Origin of the sequence: Sphingobacterium spiritivorum, assembly GCF_016725325.1 — a bacterium.
GTDB lineage: Bacteria > Bacteroidota > Bacteroidia > Sphingobacteriales > Sphingobacteriaceae > Sphingobacterium.
Window position 1 is genome coordinate 210975 of the sequence record NZ_CP068083.1, and the last position, 16841, is coordinate 227815.

The 16841-nt window shown below is 38.9% G+C and carries 12 protein-coding genes; 8 read left to right on the forward strand and 4 right to left on the reverse strand.

Annotation, left to right across the window (positions count from 1 at the left end; genetic code table 11):
- From I6J02_RS00735 to I6J02_RS00745, 3 genes are all read right to left on the reverse strand, one after another.
- A complete protein-coding gene (locus tag I6J02_RS00735) occupies positions 1-1029 on the reverse strand; it encodes a Fic family protein (RefSeq protein ID WP_201679948.1) in 1029 nt (342 codons plus the stop codon).
- A gap of 238 nt (positions 1030-1267) precedes the next feature.
- The gene (locus I6J02_RS00740; protein ID WP_201679949.1) at positions 1268-1825 is read right to left on the reverse strand and encodes an RNA polymerase sigma factor; all 558 of its coding nucleotides are present in this window, start codon (positions 1823-1825) and stop codon (positions 1268-1270) included.
- 258 nt (positions 1826-2083) lie between these two features.
- Positions 2084-3577: a hypothetical protein gene (locus tag I6J02_RS00745; RefSeq protein WP_201679950.1), complete on the reverse strand. Its 1494-nt coding sequence runs from the start codon at positions 3575-3577 to the stop codon at positions 2084-2086.
- Between the two features lie 231 nt (positions 3578-3808).
- Here I6J02_RS00745 and I6J02_RS00750 point away from each other — a divergent pair, with 231 nt between their 5' ends.
- The 8 genes from I6J02_RS00750 to I6J02_RS00785 all read left to right on the forward strand — a co-directional run bounded on the left by I6J02_RS00750 (position 3809) and on the right by I6J02_RS00785 (position 15305).
- Positions 3809-4855 carry an NAD(P)-dependent alcohol dehydrogenase gene (locus I6J02_RS00750; protein ID WP_201679951.1) on the forward strand — a complete coding sequence of 349 codons (1047 nt, stop codon included), beginning with the start codon at positions 3809-3811 and terminating at the stop codon, positions 4853-4855.
- Positions 4856-5201: 346 nt separating this feature from the next.
- On the forward strand, positions 5202-5795 hold the full coding sequence (locus I6J02_RS00755) for an RNA polymerase sigma factor (protein WP_201679952.1): 594 nt from the start codon (positions 5202-5204) through the stop codon (positions 5793-5795).
- An 89-nt stretch (positions 5796-5884) separates the two neighbouring features.
- Complete coding sequence (locus tag I6J02_RS00760; RefSeq protein WP_201679953.1) at positions 5885-7090, forward strand: FecR family protein; 1206 nt, start codon at positions 5885-5887, stop codon at positions 7088-7090.
- A gap of 276 nt (positions 7091-7366) precedes the next feature.
- The gene (locus I6J02_RS00765) at positions 7367-10921 is read left to right on the forward strand and encodes a SusC/RagA family TonB-linked outer membrane protein (RefSeq protein WP_236582240.1); all 3555 of its coding nucleotides are present in this window, start codon (positions 7367-7369) and stop codon (positions 10919-10921) included.
- A gap of 11 nt (positions 10922-10932) precedes the next feature.
- Complete coding sequence (locus I6J02_RS00770) at positions 10933-12381, forward strand: RagB/SusD family nutrient uptake outer membrane protein (RefSeq protein ID WP_201679955.1); 1449 nt, start codon at positions 10933-10935, stop codon at positions 12379-12381.
- Positions 12382-12383: 2 nt separating this feature from the next.
- A complete protein-coding gene (locus I6J02_RS00775) occupies positions 12384-13253 on the forward strand; it encodes a putative zinc-binding metallopeptidase (RefSeq protein WP_003010877.1) in 870 nt (289 codons plus the stop codon).
- Between the two features lie 10 nt (positions 13254-13263).
- The gene (locus I6J02_RS00780) at positions 13264-14277 is read left to right on the forward strand and encodes a DUF4302 domain-containing protein (protein WP_201679956.1); all 1014 of its coding nucleotides are present in this window, start codon (positions 13264-13266) and stop codon (positions 14275-14277) included.
- A 215-nt stretch (positions 14278-14492) separates the two neighbouring features.
- Positions 14493-15305: a hypothetical protein gene (locus I6J02_RS00785; RefSeq protein WP_201679957.1), complete on the forward strand. Its 813-nt coding sequence runs from the start codon at positions 14493-14495 to the stop codon at positions 15303-15305.
- 108 nt (positions 15306-15413) lie between these two features.
- Here the strand turns inward: I6J02_RS00785 and I6J02_RS00790 are convergent, their stop codons facing one another.
- Positions 15414-16823, reverse strand: a complete 1410-nt coding sequence (locus I6J02_RS00790; RefSeq protein WP_201679958.1) for a BT_3987 domain-containing protein — start codon at positions 16821-16823, stop codon at positions 15414-15416.
- Between the last annotated feature and the right edge of the window lie 18 nt (positions 16824-16841).

Consider the following 16841-nt stretch of genomic DNA (forward strand, 5'->3'; position numbering starts at 1 on the left):
CTACACCCTTACCAATCGCATTAAGGGTTCAAAAGAATAAAGTGCAGGTCTTCTTCCAGCAGCTTCTTCTTTTTGAACCAGATAGCCGTTTTCTACTAATTTTTTTATCATCACAGCGCCTGTTGGCACTGGGATTTTCGTACTACTCACAAATCTATTGTTTCTAAAAACAGGGTTGGTAAAAATAAAATCAAGAGCAATTAAACTCCATTTGGAGGAGAGTAAATCAGCAAACTCAGTTTTCATTTCTTCATATAGATTTCGGATACGTTCTGCTATTTCCAAATTTTTAGTAGCCTGATGCTGTACCGCGGTGAGGAAAAATTTAATCCATCCATTCCAGTCATTGTTTTTAGACACATTTCTCATAGCTTCGATGTATTCATCTTTGTGTTCTTCAAAATAGCCACTGATATAAAAATGCGGCTGAGATAAAACTCCGGATTTCCATAACAAAAGTGTGATGATCATTCTTCCAATTCTACCATTACCATCTTGGAATGGGTGTAATGCTTCAAACTCCACGTGCGCTACACCGGTTTTTATCAATGCTGGAACAGGATTATTTTCGATATAATTGATCAATTCGTTTAGACCATCATTTAATTTTTCAGGACTTATAGGGATAAATTGAACCTTTTTAGCTACACGATCAGCCAAAAAGTTTTGCTCCTTTTTAAATTCTCCAGGAGATTTAGCGGCTCCTCTGCCTGAAGACAGCAATTGCTGATGTATTTGTTTGATGAAACTGAGCGAAAAATTATAACCCTCTTCTAAGGCTAACTGAGCATTTTTCAACGCTCTTTGATATAAAATAGTCTCTATCACATCTGCACGTGCATATTCTGAAAGTCCACTATCAGTGTCTGCTTCATATTGCAATATTTCATCTATAGTACTTATAGTCCCTTCAATTCTGGATGATAAAACCGCCTCCTGATTTCGAAGTGGTGCCAATAGCAGCTCGCTATTATGTAGATTTTTAATCATTTGATCATAACGAGCCAAAGTTTCTGTTGCTCCGATCAATTCCTGTATAAAAAACTCATATTGGATATTATCCGGTGGAAATTGATCGTAATGATATGCTACAGCATTATCTAAAGTCCATATATCATTTGTTTATTACAAATATAATAAAACAATAATCAATCATATTTGACTATAATATTTTGTTATTTTCGAGAAGAAAAATAAGTATTATATAAAAAATGAGAAGCAAAATAATTTGATTATCGAATTATAAAAAACAAAACAAACTAAAAATTTATTTTAAAAAAATATAAATCAGGGCTGACATATATTCCAGTGGCCCCATATGAGATTTGAGCACACGAAATGCCCGGTAGGATAAGGTTCGACAGGACTCCACACTGACATTCATTATGCTGGCAATCTCTTCGTAGGAAAATTCCATATAGTACTTAAGATACAATACTTCTTTCTGACGCTTGGGTAGCTTATCTATTTCCTGCTTGACCTTCTGCACATTGATATCCTGATTTTCCTTCAGAATAAGATCCAGTTCATGTGAACCGATAGCCCATACATTTTCCGGCAGACTCTCCAGAGGTTCATATACATCTGCTTTCTTCCGTTTCAGAATTCTTCTTCTCAAAGCCGAGAACAGGTAATACTTAACATCCACATCCTTTGCAATACGCGGATTATCATAGAGATCCAGAAACAAATCATGTATACAGTCAAGGACAGTCTCGCGGTCTGCATGAAACTTGAGACCAAAAGCAAACAGATCCTCTATATATTGCTGATAGATAGATTCAAATGCCTTTGCATCACCATGTATAAAATTAGACCAGGACATTACTTCGCTGTTGGGATTTTCACGGGTTGAATTAAGTCGCTAATTTGAACAAATGATGTTAAGCCTGTATATCTTTTATTTTAAATATGTGTAAAATAAGGATAAAGCCTAATGTATTCGATCAAAATCAGCCAGGTTTATAAAATGCTGTACTAAAGATAGTACTATCTCTTATAATATCCCAAATGAATCCGTAAATAAAGTAAGAGACTAATCAAATGTCAGCGGATAGGTATACCCGCTGTGTTGCGAAGACGGCTAAGGTCTGACATATTCTACCTTGCCGGAGCTATCTATCAGAATCGCACCACCGAGTACCGATTGACCGGATGGCAATACATTGCTGATATCTCCCGGCAGCTGTATCCTTATTTTATTATCCACGACTTTGACATTGATGATATTCAACTTTAACTCTTCCAGGATCGATTGATCAGCGCCAAACATCACATTGACAATATATACATTTGCTTTGGAGTATGCAGCCATCAGAATCGGCTTGCCTCCGTCGAGATCAAAGCGCCGAAGATCCTGTGCCGGACGGTATCCGGACAATACTTTACCATTTACGTCCAGCAGCATTACCCAGTCACGGTTATCGCCGCCGGATACATTAGGATCGACCGCTGAAGCCACACGAACGAATCCAGGTTTTTGATCCAGATATTCAATACGTGTCATACGCTTGATAGACGGCAATCCATTCATCAACATTTTAGGCTGACTCAAGTCAAAGATATAGTGTTCACCTTTCGTATTTTTTCCGTCTACAAATGGAAATTCGGGATTACTGCTCATATTTTCCAGCTGATATTTTTCATCAACCAGAAGTTTTCCATTATGTATGATATTCGTCAGATTCTTACCATTACGATTCACAGACACCACAAAATACAAAGAAGAGCTTTTTGGATCCTTTATGACAGACTGTACATAATTTACACCTGCTTCAAAAGGCAAAACCAAAGCTTTCGCATCGGTATCATATACACCCGCCAGTTCATTTTTCTTTACCAAATACAGATTATCCTTCATATGATTCACAGCAGTATATGCATAGGGTACCACCTGCTGTTTAGTAACATAATCGTAAAGCCCGAATCCCTGACCGTCTGCAGAGGCTAATATTTTATCCCCTTTAATCCAGTCCGTATTAACATGCTGCGTACTGTACACAAAATTTTTATCTAAAATATTCTTACCGTAATTGTCTGCCAGATAGTACTCATTATCCGCTACCATAAGATAAGAAGCTCCGAAAGAAGATAAAGGAATAATATTTTTAAGAACAGGTTCTACAACGACAACTTCAGATTTGTTCATCGCACCGTAGCGTCCCCCCTTTTTGAATAAAACCAGTTCTTTATCTTCATAAGGAAATGCAGGAATGGTAAAATCTGCCTTTTTAATAGCATTCGTACTCAAATCCAGTATATCAATATCCTGATATTCATCGGATACAAATCCTCCTCCGTCATTTGCTCCTTTCACGTTATTAGCAACATAAGCCGCTCCTTTATCTGCTATAAAAATTAAAGGTTTCTTCTCATTGAAAGACGCAATTTTATCCCCTGCAGCATTTAGTATAATCTTATCCTTACTATCTTTTTTAGAAGTAAGCAAAAGAAAATTCTGCACTTTCTTTCCTTCATATTTCTTTTGATATTCTTTTGGAATGTCCTGTCCGAAAGCGAAAGTTGCATAGAGCATAAAGCCTAAACTAAATAAAACTGAAATTCTTTTACTATTCATTATAGATTAATATATTTTAAACGAAAATATAAATCAGAAAACACAATAACAAACTGTTTATCTGGCAAAAATTTAAACCGTAGCCTAATACCTACAATTGCTTGAAATACATCAGAAAACATTCCGGATCTGATGCACAATTTTATTACAAAAAATAAACACAAACATCTCTTCCTGCATAAAACAAAAGCTGTACATTCATGTTAGCTTTAAAAAAACAAACAATATACTATGATTACAACAAAAGGATACGCAGCACAAACTCCAACTTCGGATTTGGCCGAATGGGAATTTGAGCGTCGTGAAGTAGGTCCACATGATGTACAATTTGACATTCAGTACTGTGGTGTCTGTCACTCAGATCTTCATCAGATACGCAACGATTGGTTTCCGGGCATATTCCCAATGGTTCCGGGACACGAAATTGTAGGTAAAGTCATCAAAGTAGGTGAACACGTAACCCGTTTCAAAGTAGGTGACCTAGCTGGAACAGGATGTATGGTGGATTCCTGCAGAACCTGCCCCAACTGCCAGGAAGGACTGGAGCAATATTGCGATAATGGAAATATCCAGACGTACAACGGAATCAACAAGTATACGGACGGAGCCCCTACTTATGGAGGATATTCCAATACAATAGTTGTCAATGAAGATTTCGTATTGCATGTCCCTTCTTCTCTTTCTCTAGCTGCTACAGCACCTTTATTGTGTGCCGGCATTACCACTTATTCTCCGTTGAGACATTGGAAAGTAGGTAAAGGGCATAAACTGGCGGTATTGGGACTGGGTGGACTGGGACATATGGCCGTTAAATTTGGTGTCGCATTCGGTGCAGAAGTAACGGTACTCAGTACTTCACCCAATAAAGAGGCTGATGCACGTAAATTAGGAGCACATCATTTCGTAGTTACTACGGATCCGGAACAAGTAGCAAAAGCTAAAAATTCATTTGATTTTATCCTGGATACCGTTAGTGCTGAGCATGATATGACTATGTATATGTCTCTTTTGAGGACAAATGGTGTACATATCATTGTAGGTGTACCTCCTGAAGCGCATAAAATACCGGCTTTCGCATTTATTGACAGACGCAAAAGTGTGGCAGGATCAGGAATCGGAGGCATTGCCGAGACTCAGGAAATGTTAGATTTCTGTGCGGAACATCAGATTGTTTCGGAAATCGAACTTATTGATATCAAAGATATTCAGACGGCTTATGATCGGATGATCAAAGGAGATGTAAGGTATCGTTTTGTTATTGACATGGCGACATTATAATCTCTGGTAAAATTTTAAACAGCTATCCGCCCGGATAGCTGTTTTACTGCTTATCGAAAGATAAATTTCGGTTTTTGAGTAACAAAACTTACTCATATTCTTCTATTTAGCTACAGAAAACCAGCTGCTTTACTTATTTTTTATACATCATTAAACCCGGGAATATACAGATATGCTCAAAAAGGTTTATATTTACACTATAACAAGAATTTACTGGCCTGTTATGACTTTTACCAATGCTTGTATATCAGATATCATGACGAATGACTATATGATAGCAATCTTATAAAAGGCTTACATCCGATAACTAACCTTACACTAAAAACACTATACTTGTTTTCGTCAGATGACTGCAACAGATTTAAATAAAGAAATCATTCTTCAGTTTTCAGGAGGAAGTGCGCAAGCATTTGAACATATCTATAAACGATATTCGAAAATCATTTATAAGCGACTTCTTTTCCTCCTCAAAGATCCTGAAACGGCAGATGAAATTCTTCAGAGTCTGTTTATCAAAATCTGGGATATGCGCGAGACTATTGATGCAGATAAGCCTTTTTCATCCTATATTCTACGTATGGCAGATCATATGGCAATAGATGTATTCAGAAAACTGACACGGGACAAGAAGTTACAAAAGGAAATTTGGGACAATTTTATAGAGTACAGTACTTCACCAGATGAAGATTATATCTATAAAGAAAATCTGAATATACTTGAACAAGCTATCGAACAAATGCCTCCGCAGCGAAAATTGATCTTCAGATTGTGTAAGATGGAAGGAAAATCATATAAAGAAGTGAGTGAAGAGTTAAACATTTCGTATTCAACAATCAGCAATCAACTGGTAATGGCTATGAAATTCCTTAAAAAATATGCCATAGAACACGAGAACACATTAAAATCAGCTCTTATTTTAATGATTTTCAAAGATTTTTAATTTTTTTTATTTTTTTCTCCTTTTTGAATAGTGAGTTTTTTGTTTTTGAACGTATTCATATCAGAACCGCGTCCAAAAGCCGACAATTCATGAAAAATACAACTGAGCTGAACCTATTACTAAAAAAATATCTTACAAAAAAGATAGATAAAGATGAATACGACATCTTATTCCTTAAACTTTCTGAGCTCAGTGATGATGAACTAAAAAAAATTGTACAGCAAGAGCTTGGTTCGGTTGATGCTGACACAGACTTAGCCGATGAACTGATCGATCAAAGACTGCTCAGTATTTACGGAAAGATTAATTCTACTATTGCCAGCAAATCAGCCTACAGCATTTCCTCCTATTCCAATAAACCCTCATCAGGGATATTTCGTACATGGGGCTGGATTGCTGCAGCGGCCAGTATTCTTATTGTTTGCGGACTGTTCTTATTTAACAGGCCTGAAACTTTAGAGAACAATCCGGCTATTGCACACAAATCCGACGATGTACATCCGGCCATATCTGCAGCTACCCTGACTTTTGAAAATGGCAGAAAAATAAATCTCGACACTGCCATAACAGGTGTGATCTATGAAGAAAAGGGGTTCCGGATTATAAAAAGCAAAGATGGACTGATCTCCTATGAATATGATAACAAACATGAAATAGAAACCAAAACCAATATTATTGAAACACCTAAAGCTGCCTATACCATGGTAGTTCTCCCCGACGGATCCAAAGTACACCTGAATGCGATGTCTTCCATCCGTTATCCGGTGACATTCCAGGGCGATAAAAGGGAAGTAACCTTAGTCGGAGAAGGTTTTTTTGAAGTAGTTAAGAATTCCGCCAAACCTTTTATTGTTCATACAGAAGGACAAGATGTGGAAGTGTTGGGAACGACATTCAACATCAACACATACGATGCAAAAAAAGGAGTTAAAACAACATTGGTAGAAGGAAAAGTAAGTATTACACTACCCAACAAGACCAGTATGATCCTGCATCCGGGTGAGCAGGCATTGGCAAAGGACATGATTACCGTCCGTCATGTCAATGTCGAAGAGATCACTGCCTGGAAAGAAGGCAAATTTGTGTTTAACAACACCTCTCTCCTGTCGGTAATTGCAGAAATAGAACGTTGGTACAATGTAGAGTTTATATTTACAGACAAGAATTTTAAAGACGAACCGTTATCCGGTTCTATTTCCAGAGATGTTATGTTATCCGATCTGCTGGATGTTATACAGATGAATACAAGTTACAAATTTAAAATCGACGAAAGGAGGATAATGGTTAAACACTAGACCTAAAGAAATAAAAAACTGGAGATGTTCGCACCATCCCCAGTCATAAGCGGTCATATATACCTAATTGGCCTAAGAAAGTAACAAACTATTTTTTAAACCAACCTGTACAAATATACGTAAATCAGCGAGTTGACCAAAACTGCTGTAGTGCGCTGTATCTGTACGCAACCAAATCTTATGAAAGAAAAAGTCTATGCATTTATATCCAGGTTTTGCATAGTTGTGAAAAACCGGATACATGAATGCAGAATTTCCAAAAGCGTTATTCTAGCCATGAAACTAATCCCATTGCTATTGTTCGCCTTCATGTTTCATGTAAATGCTCATACTTTCGGGCAAAACATCAATCTAAAAGTAAGGAATGAGCAACTTATTAATGTACTGAAAGAGATCCAGCGTCAAAGTGGGTATAACTTCTTGTTTAACTCTCATTTCGTCAAGATCTCCAAACCCGTATCGGTGGCTGTCGCCAATGAGAACATCAACGATGCCCTGGCACTGATTTTTCAGAATCAACCTTTTGATTTTGTGATTACAGACAAAATCATAACCGTAAAGGCTAAAGAATCTGTAGCAATTGCCGGATCGGCTGCAATGGTTCAGCAAAAGGTGGTCACAGGAAGAGTTGTAGACCAGAAAGGACAGCCTCTCTCCGGAGTGACTGTAACCGAACTGGAGACCAATAATTCTACCGCAACAAATAACGATGGTGCATACAGGCTTACCTTGAGAAATAACAATGCTACTCTTCAGTTTAATCTATTGGGATTCGGAACTGTACGCCGTAAGGCTGCAGACAATGTGCTCAATGTTTCTCTTGCACCGTCGGATATAGGTATGGATGAAGTCGTTGTTACTGGTTTCCAGAAACTGGATAAACGCAAGTTTACAGGCTCGGTGAGTCAGGTTGACAAAAATGTGATTGATCGCTCAGGAGCAATTGACGTTTCCAGAATGCTGCAGGGGGCGGCAGCGGGTGTCAGCGTACAGAATACTTCCGGAACTTTCGGATCTACTCCAAAAATCAGGATTCGTGGTAACTCCTCCATCAGTGCCAATCAGGAACCACTCTACGTCATCAACGGAGTTCCGATCACCTCTCCTTCCAATGTCGCTGTAAGTCAACTCTATTCCGGAGATCCGGCTTCTGTATTAGGATCAGCCATCGCAGGACTGAATGCTCAGGATATAGAAGATATCGTAATCCTGAAAGACGGAGCTGCAACAGCCCTGTACGGAACAAGAGCAGCAAACGGAGTTATCTCTATCACAACCAAATCAGGTGCGTACAATCAGCGGAATGTCAACTTTTCTACCGCTTTATCGCTGGGTATCAAACCGAATATCAAAAATTTCAACCTGATGAATTCACAGGAAGAAATGGGATTGTATAAGCAAATGTATGATATGGGATACCTGTCCAATGCCAACTGGCCTACCTATACAGGAGCTTATACGGAGACATACAAACAACTTGCACTTAGAAATATCAACCTTGATCAGGCTTATGCGGAATTGAATAAATCAACTATGGCCAATACAGATTGGTTTGATGTATTATTCCGCAACAATGTTGTTCAGGAACACTCTCTTTCATTTAACGGAGGATCAGATAAGAATACGTATTACCTGTCCGGTAGTTATGCACATGATGACGGACAGGCTATAGGCTATAATATGGACCGCTTTACGGTAGATGCACGTAATGTATTTAACATCACAAGCAAACTGAAACTGGATGTCAATCTCAACTGGTCATACCGCGATCAGTTTACACCCGGAACATATAATAGTACAACCACATATTCGGATATCTCCAGACAATTTGAGATCAATCCGTTCCTGTATGCGATGAATACCAGCCGTACCATGTATCCATATAATGAGGATGGCTCATATAAATATTATACTGAAAATCTGGCCCCCTTCAATATTATTGAAGAGTTAAAAGAGAACTTTACACAAGTCAAATCTCAGGATATCAAACTGAATATCAGACCATCCTATCAAATCACAAAAGCATTACGCTATGACCTTACACTATCATTGCGAAAAACAAACAACAGCTATGACCATACGGTTACAGAAAGATCTAATGTCGCTAATGCCTACCGTGTAGATTATAATGATGTATTACGTGGTCAGAACACATTGCTGTATCAGGATCCTGCAGATCCGAACGGATACAAAGAGACTATTTTGCCACGTGGAGGTTTTCTGTATGCACGCTCTAACTGGGGTAAAAATCTGTATATCAGAAATCAGTTGAACTTCAATCAGAAATGGTCCAAACACGCTGTGGACGCATTGGCAGGTATGGAAATCAGCAGTGACCGTATAGATCGCCAGTATACCAAAGGAATAGGCTATCTGTACTATGGAGGAAAAATTATATCCCCGAGTAAATTAGCAATGATCCATTCTGTAAATACAGATGACCGGGTCTACATCGAGTCTTTCGAAAACGAAAACAGGACGGGCTATTATGCCAATGTACAATATTCATTTCTGGAAAGATATAATATTGAAGCCGGAGGACGTATGGATGCCAGCAATATGTTTGGCCGTATGACCCGTTCTAAGTTTTTACCCAACTACAGTGTCGGTGTTTCATGGAATATTGATCGTGAAGATTTCTTCAAAAAAGGAGCAATCAGCGAGACTGTGGATTATTTAAAATTACGGGGTAGTTATGCATTGCGCGGTAATGCTTACCAATCCTCTCCACTGAGAAGTGCTGCATTTATCAACAAAACAAGACTGGATGCTCAAAACAGTGATATCGGTGTAAATGTCTCTTCTCCTGAATTGTATAACCTCAACTGGGAGAAAGATTATATCAAAAACGTAGGTTTAGAATTTGGTTTATTTGATAAACTGACCTTTGTGGGAGAATACTATGACCGTAAAAATAAAGATCTGATTGCAACAATCAATGTGGCGCAGGAAGAAGGATTTGAGACCAAAACCGTCAACTTCGCCAGCATGACTAACCGCGGAGTGGATTTGACTATAGGGATCAAAAATATCCTGAACAAAGAACATCTGAAATGGGATGCCAACTTTATATATGGTTATGTAAAGAATAATGTAATCGGAGGAGAACTGGAATCTTCCTTATTAACACAGATCACCCGCTCGAATGGCTATCCGCTTAACGGCAAGCCTTATGAAGGGTTGTATGCTTTCCGCTTTGCCGGGCTGAATGAAGACGGACGTCCTACATTCTGGAAAGGCGATCAGCGTGTAACCGGTATTATTGCCAGTGAAAAAGATCGTTCGCTGATTGAATATATGGGTACAAGACAACCGCTGGGTACAGGATCGCTTTCTAACTCCGTGCAGTACAAAGGTTTTGAGTTCCGCATATTCATTACCTATGCTTACGGTCACAAAGTATTTATGTCTCCTATTGCTGCACGTTCTTATGATGACAGCGGATCCAAATCTGCCGATCTTAATTATCGCTGGCAGACCATTGGAGATGAAAACTACACCAATGTACCCGGACTGTTGAGTACCATACAGCGGACATACCTTGGTACAGTTTCCAATATTGACGAGGTGGCCTATAACAGAAGTAATTTCAGAGTTGCAGATGCCAGCGTAATCCGTCTTAATGAATTAATGGTTTCATACGAATTAGGGCGTCTGATCAACAAGAAATATCCTTTTGTAAAAAATGCACGTATCATTCTTTCAGGAAATAATCTGTATTACAAAGCCAGTGACAAGCTGAGAGGTGTAGATCCTGAATTATTATTGACAGGCGGTACATCTTTGCCTAACCCAAGATCATATTCACTAAGATTAACCGTAGGTTTTTAATTGAACAAACTATGAAAGCTTATATCATACTTTTACTAACAGTAATCTCCGCAGGATTTTCTACTTCATGTTCGAAATTCCTGGATGAGCCTTACGACAACAGGCTCGACCTGACTCAAGGGCTCGATATCCTCGAAGATGTACTGGTAAATGCATATCCCGAACGTCAGGATATGTTCACAGAAATATTAACAGACAATTACCATCACTATGCCAATACTATGCAGGCAAACATGGGCGCACGTTATATCCCCTTATACCTCTGGAAGGATGAATATGAGGAAACGAATATTGCATCACCAGGAGCTGCATATGCACATTATTATAAAAAGATATACGATGCAAACTCGGTAATAGAAGAAGTAGCTAAAGCATCCGGAGACGAGACACAGAAGAAAGCTATAAAAGGAGAAGCTTTAATGATCCGGTCATATGCATATTTCTCGCTTGTGAATCTCTTTGGCATGCATTACAATACGACGACTTCAGCCACAGATCTGGGTGTACCACTCGTGTTGGAAGTGCCTAAAGCTAATCGCCCTTTGTTTGATCGTGCAACAGTCAAACAGGTATACGATCAGATCGAAAATGACATGAATGAGGGACTCGCTTTACTAAAAGAAGGTCGTGAATTTATGCCCAATACGCCGTATCGTTTCTCCATGGCCAGTATATATGCATTCTTTTCCAGAGTCAGTCTGTACAAAGGCAACTGGGATGATGTAATCAAATACAGCGACCTGGCTGTTGCAGAAAAGGGTGTAATTGTCCGTAAAATGAGCGATGACGTAAACCGTAAAAGAACTACAAGCGAGCAGTACTGGGCACAGGAGATAATGAATCCCAGCATTCACCCCAGCTTGTTGCTGACCTCACAGAGCAGTCAGTTTTTATGTCGTCCTATCGGATATCGTCTGTGCGGATTTTATCTTGCACATGAAATCTTCTACAGCACGCCTAATTCAGATCTTCGATTTCAGTCCTTCAGTTCAGGAGGTACAGTTATTGATAGTGTGGCTCTTGTTGTAAAATATGCCAATCAGCCTAATAACCCGAATGCAGCAGCTTCCAGATACGATTGCTTTACGATGGAAGAAGTACTATTAAACAGAGCTGAAGCTTATCTCAAGATTGCAAGTCCTAATATTACAAAAGCAATGCAGGACATAGAGGCCATCCGTAAGGAAAGAATCACGCCTTATACTGCTTTGCCTGTTCCGTCGACTACAGAGAATGCCTTAGCAACCGTATTGAAAGAAAGACGCATGGAACTAATCGGCCAGGGTTTCAGATGGTACGATATCAAACGTCTTGGATTACGTATCGAACACCGTCTGGTCAGGACATCGGCTGCACCGGATGTCGTATTGGAACGTAATGACAAAAGAACAGCTATACAGATTCCTATCAATGCCCGTGTAGGTAATCCTTCATTAGAGAATCAATTAAATCCGAGATAATTATGAAAAATACGATAACACTGCTGGTACTGTTTGCATTGCTCACCTTTGCAGGTTGCGCTAAAGACAGTACCAAAATAGATCAGATCGACGAAACGACTGATTATTTCACAAAAAAAGAGAAAAAACCAAAATCTGCCTGGAATGAACTGGATTATCTGGCAGATTCGATCCAAAAAGCCTATGGGGTAGAAATTATTTATGAATTTTCACCACGTACCATCACAGGAAGTACATTCTTTGTGCCGGCCAGATATGATTTGGCACTGGAATACACAAAAGTGATGCTGAACAAAATATGGCTCAAAACACTTAAAGAACGTTTTCCAAAGTTCTTTAACGGAGAGACTCCGATAGAATTTATCATTGTGGGAGGTTTTGTACACTTCAATGATATTACCTCTACAGGTACAGCTGCAGGAGCCGGACTTAACGGACAGTTTTACAGATTAGGTATGGGTGGCGTCAACAATTTCAGCAAGACGAATAAAAGCTGGTTAAGATCACATATATCGACCTTATTTCACGAGCATGCACACCAGATAGATCACAAAGTAGGTCGCGGCTACATCTATGACCGTATCTCTCAGGGAGAATATTACGGACTTACTTACGGAAGCCGTAGTACAGCACAAGCTAATCTGGATGGTTTCTTCACCCCATATGGCGGATATGCTCCGGAAGAAGATTTTGCAACCACTGTAGAAAATCTTACACTGAAACCTAAGAGTGAGATTCAGACTATTGTAAGTAAAAATCCTAAGCTGGAAACCAAATATAAAATGGTATATCAGAAGTATCTGGATATGGGAATAGATCTGCATGAACTGCAACCTATATTAGACTCACTCGTATATCAAGTTAACTATTAATAAGTACGTTATGATTAAGAAATTATATATAATGGGTCTGGCGGTTATCGGGTTGCTTTCCTCTTGTGAGAAGGATACGATTACAAATTCCTACTTTGATGATAATCCGGAAAGAACAGCCAGACTGACACAAGAATTTAAACAGTCCATCCAGAATTCCAAAAACGGGTGGGTTATGATGGTCAAGTCAAGCCTGAGTAACAATGTCTATTCACCGGTTGTCCTCAAGTTTGATACGGTAACTAATAAAGTGAATATCACTACGGTATACGGATATACAGATCCTGCTGATTCATACTTCAATATTTCTGCAGGTATCGGTAGTCCGCAGATTACGTTTACGACCGGATCGGTAATGACTTCATTCTTCCGAATCGGAGCAATGGCTTCCGATATTACGGATCATGTATACAATGTCGTGAAAGTATCGGCCGATACACTGGAGATCCGGGGATACCGCAGCGGCCGTGTCTATACCAAAGAAGGTGGTGTGATTTACAAAATGTTTAAAAGACCTGACAACTGGACCTGGGCGGATGCTGATCGTTATTTTGATCTTACAACTGCCACAGGCCGTACCGGATTGGTCAACAGAGATGGTGATCTGGTAGTCAAATATGCAGACGGCTCGCCAAGCAAAACGTTTTTATTCCGTATAGGCGTGTGGTCAGATGCGCAGGTTGTTGCGTATCAGGCAAGGGATCCTTTTGTAACAAATATTTCAGCGAAAGGATTTTTACCAATGTATACTCCTTTAGTTGATTATTATGAGAAGATACCGGGATCAACGAATACAACTTTACTGAGATTCACCTGTATGTTTGGACAAAACGCATTTTCGTTTTATCCGTTCACATATAATACAAATACAAACCAGAATGTTATAGCCTTCAAAGATAAAATCAAGACGCATTATCTGATTGCCAAAGAAGTCAGAAAAAACGGAAACAATGTAGACATTGATTTTGTTGCATATGATCAGAAAGGTAATGAAGCTGTAACCGCAACATATACACTTCGGTAATAAAAATATTGTAACCTCAGATTATTAACCTCCGGGAGGGTGTCTTGAAGATATATGTCACGGTCTCTGAAAATCTGAAAAACAGAATTAAACCAGTCTAAAAGTAGTACAAGTAAGATTGCAAATTCCTTTTTTCAGACCAGACAGATCAGTACATGTTTTTCAAACACCCTCTTTTTTTTAAAAACTTGTAGAAAAAAGACCGTCTCTCCAACATGAAGAAATTAGCATTAACCGGCATAATCCTGTTGTTATGTATATTCCTGAGTTGTAAACAGGATCGTCAGAAAGTAACTTTAGTATTTGACAACCCGCTCATAGATTCCTGCACAGTAGACATCTATCACTATATCAGCGGAGAAAAACTGCACAGCACTTCTTTTACCAATTTGAGTGGCGAATGGGTACTCGACTCGTTACCTACGGATATGTATGTATTAAGTATTTCCTGGCAAAGAAGGTATATACCTCACCATATGTACAGATCGAGCCGTAATAAACAAGATCTGAATGAACAATTTATACTGACTAAAAATCTATATCTGAATCCGGAGCAGGAGACTACTTACAAAGTAAGCCTTCAACCTTCGCTCGACAGAGAAAAGATAGAACTGACACAACAGCCAACCATGCTGATCCTACCTAATAATTGTAAAGATTGTGTCTTGTCAGAGAAGTATTGGCAGCTGTATGAAAACGATAAGCAGGCTAGAAAAAACCACGTAGATTCCTTGCAGAATAAAATGTCTGAGGCTGTAAATAATGCAGACTATACATATGCCGGAGAGCTCAACAAACAGATACAGGAAAAGAGCCAATCCCGCAGTAACAGTTCGATTATGGAGCAAAGTCTGAAGCAGATGGTACAGCAAAATAACGAAAGCCCTGTAACAACATTCTTTGTTTTCCATGAGTTATACCTTTACAGAGATTTTCCAGCATACAAGTCAAGCTTTGATAACCTTGCAGCAAATGCGAAGAATAGTAAATATTACAACATGATACGTAAACAGTATGAAAAACTGTAAATATCAAAAAAGCCCAACCCTTTCGGGTTGAGCCTAACTAACTAAACAATAAAACAATATATCCAAGAAAGCAATTAAATCTGACCGGAATAAAGAATTTATAATTCTTTACCAATCCTTTTTATATATCTTACCATCGAAGACAAGTTCTTCATCAAACAATGTTTTTGCAATATCACTCATTTGTCTTTGCTGTCTTTGAAAATTACTCCGATTCGGATCCATCGCAAAGATCATATGTGCGCCATATCCTCCGTCGCGCAATCTTTTCAGATTAGCTGCAGTTGTATAATAACCTCTCGCAAATTCTTGTGAATACAGCGCCATTCCTTTTTTAGACATTCCGGGATAATTTCCGGAAAGATCGTATGATCCTCCGTAATCATGAAGGCCATAATCTACAAACTGTCCAGGCTGTACCCCGTCCACAGCATTAAAAGAACGGGTTGAACTGTATACATAAGCCAGCGTAAGTTTATTCGGCATTACCTTTTTTGTTTCATAAAAAAGTCTGGCTGCTGCATCAGAAGATGGATACACAAAACCGGGAGGTGGAGGATATATTTCTTTAGAATATTCATCATCAAAAAATACACCATCCAGATCATAAGCATCACATACTGCTTTAAGCTCTTTTGCGAATTCACGCGCAGTATCATCAGATAAATTAGCGACACCTGCACGGTCATGATTCCCCAATATGCTGAGCACAACTTTAATACCACGATCTTTCAGTGGTTTTAGGTATTTCATACGATTATCCAACAGGTGCTGCACATTCGGGTTGTGATATACATACACCTTACCTGTTTCCTCATTGTAGTTAATATTGGAAGAAAAAAGGATGACCATATCAATCAAGGGCTTACCACTGTCTTTTAATGTAAAACTCAAGTTATTCAATGGATTAGTATCATTTACCTCCATACAACTGATAATTTCAATACCTGTAGATTTGGCTGCACTTGGAATCTTCGAAAGATCCTTAACGAAGACAAGGTAGTCTGATTCCTGTGCTGACAGTAATGCATTCCCGCTATTTATAGTGGTTCTTACCGGAATAACATAGGATTCATCACTGCTTAGAGAAGCTCCGGTTTTCACCTGAACTTCTATTTGTGTGGACTTATTTTCACCCTTTGCGATTTGTAATACTCCATTATTACCCAATGTCAGTAACTCTTTTGGAAACAAGGCATGAGTTGTCCCATTTTGCTTATTATAGTTATCCAATACAGCTTCATTATATGCAATAGATGCGGTGACAGCATCAGAAGCAGCTTTGGAAAGATTGAGTTGAAGTGTTGTCGTCCCGCTGTTTCGGAATTCGAGACTGCCTGTATTTATTTTGCCTTCTCCATTAGTAATAAATGCTAACGCATCTTTACTACTCTGGAAGCCCGCTTCATCAACTGTTGCCACTTTGACCAGCTCCTGTTTACAGGAAGTCATCCCTCCTATCGTGATCAGAGATAAGATCACAAACAGACAGATTTTATTATAGCTGTGATTTTTCATTACCTTATAATTTTTAGA

What these genes read in the sequence shown, in the direction of transcription:
- I6J02_RS00740 (WP_201679949.1), bottom strand. Translation starts at nt 1,825, where the DNA reads ATGTCCTGGTCTAATTTTATACATGGTGATGCAAAGGCATTTGAATCT.
- I6J02_RS00745 (WP_201679950.1), bottom strand. Translation starts at nt 3,577, where the DNA reads ATGAATAGTAAAAGAATTTCAGTTTTATTTAGTTTAGGCTTTATGCTC.
- I6J02_RS00750 (WP_201679951.1), top strand. Translation starts at nt 3,809, where the DNA reads ATGATTACAACAAAAGGATACGCAGCACAAACTCCAACTTCGGATTTG.
- I6J02_RS00755 (WP_201679952.1), top strand. Translation starts at nt 5,202, where the DNA reads ATGACTGCAACAGATTTAAATAAAGAAATCATTCTTCAGTTTTCAGGA.
- I6J02_RS00760 (WP_201679953.1), top strand. Translation starts at nt 5,885, where the DNA reads ATGAAAAATACAACTGAGCTGAACCTATTACTAAAAAAATATCTTACA.
- I6J02_RS00765 (WP_236582240.1), top strand. Translation starts at nt 7,367, where the DNA reads ATGAAACTAATCCCATTGCTATTGTTCGCCTTCATGTTTCATGTAAAT.
- I6J02_RS00770 (WP_201679955.1), top strand. Translation starts at nt 10,933, where the DNA reads ATGAAAGCTTATATCATACTTTTACTAACAGTAATCTCCGCAGGATTT.
- I6J02_RS00775 (WP_003010877.1), top strand. Translation starts at nt 12,384, where the DNA reads ATGAAAAATACGATAACACTGCTGGTACTGTTTGCATTGCTCACCTTT.
- I6J02_RS00780 (WP_201679956.1), top strand. Translation starts at nt 13,264, where the DNA reads ATGATTAAGAAATTATATATAATGGGTCTGGCGGTTATCGGGTTGCTT.
- I6J02_RS00785 (WP_201679957.1), top strand. Translation starts at nt 14,493, where the DNA reads ATGAAGAAATTAGCATTAACCGGCATAATCCTGTTGTTATGTATATTC.
- I6J02_RS00790 (WP_201679958.1), bottom strand. Translation starts at nt 16,823, where the DNA reads ATGAAAAATCACAGCTATAATAAAATCTGTCTGTTTGTGATCTTATCT.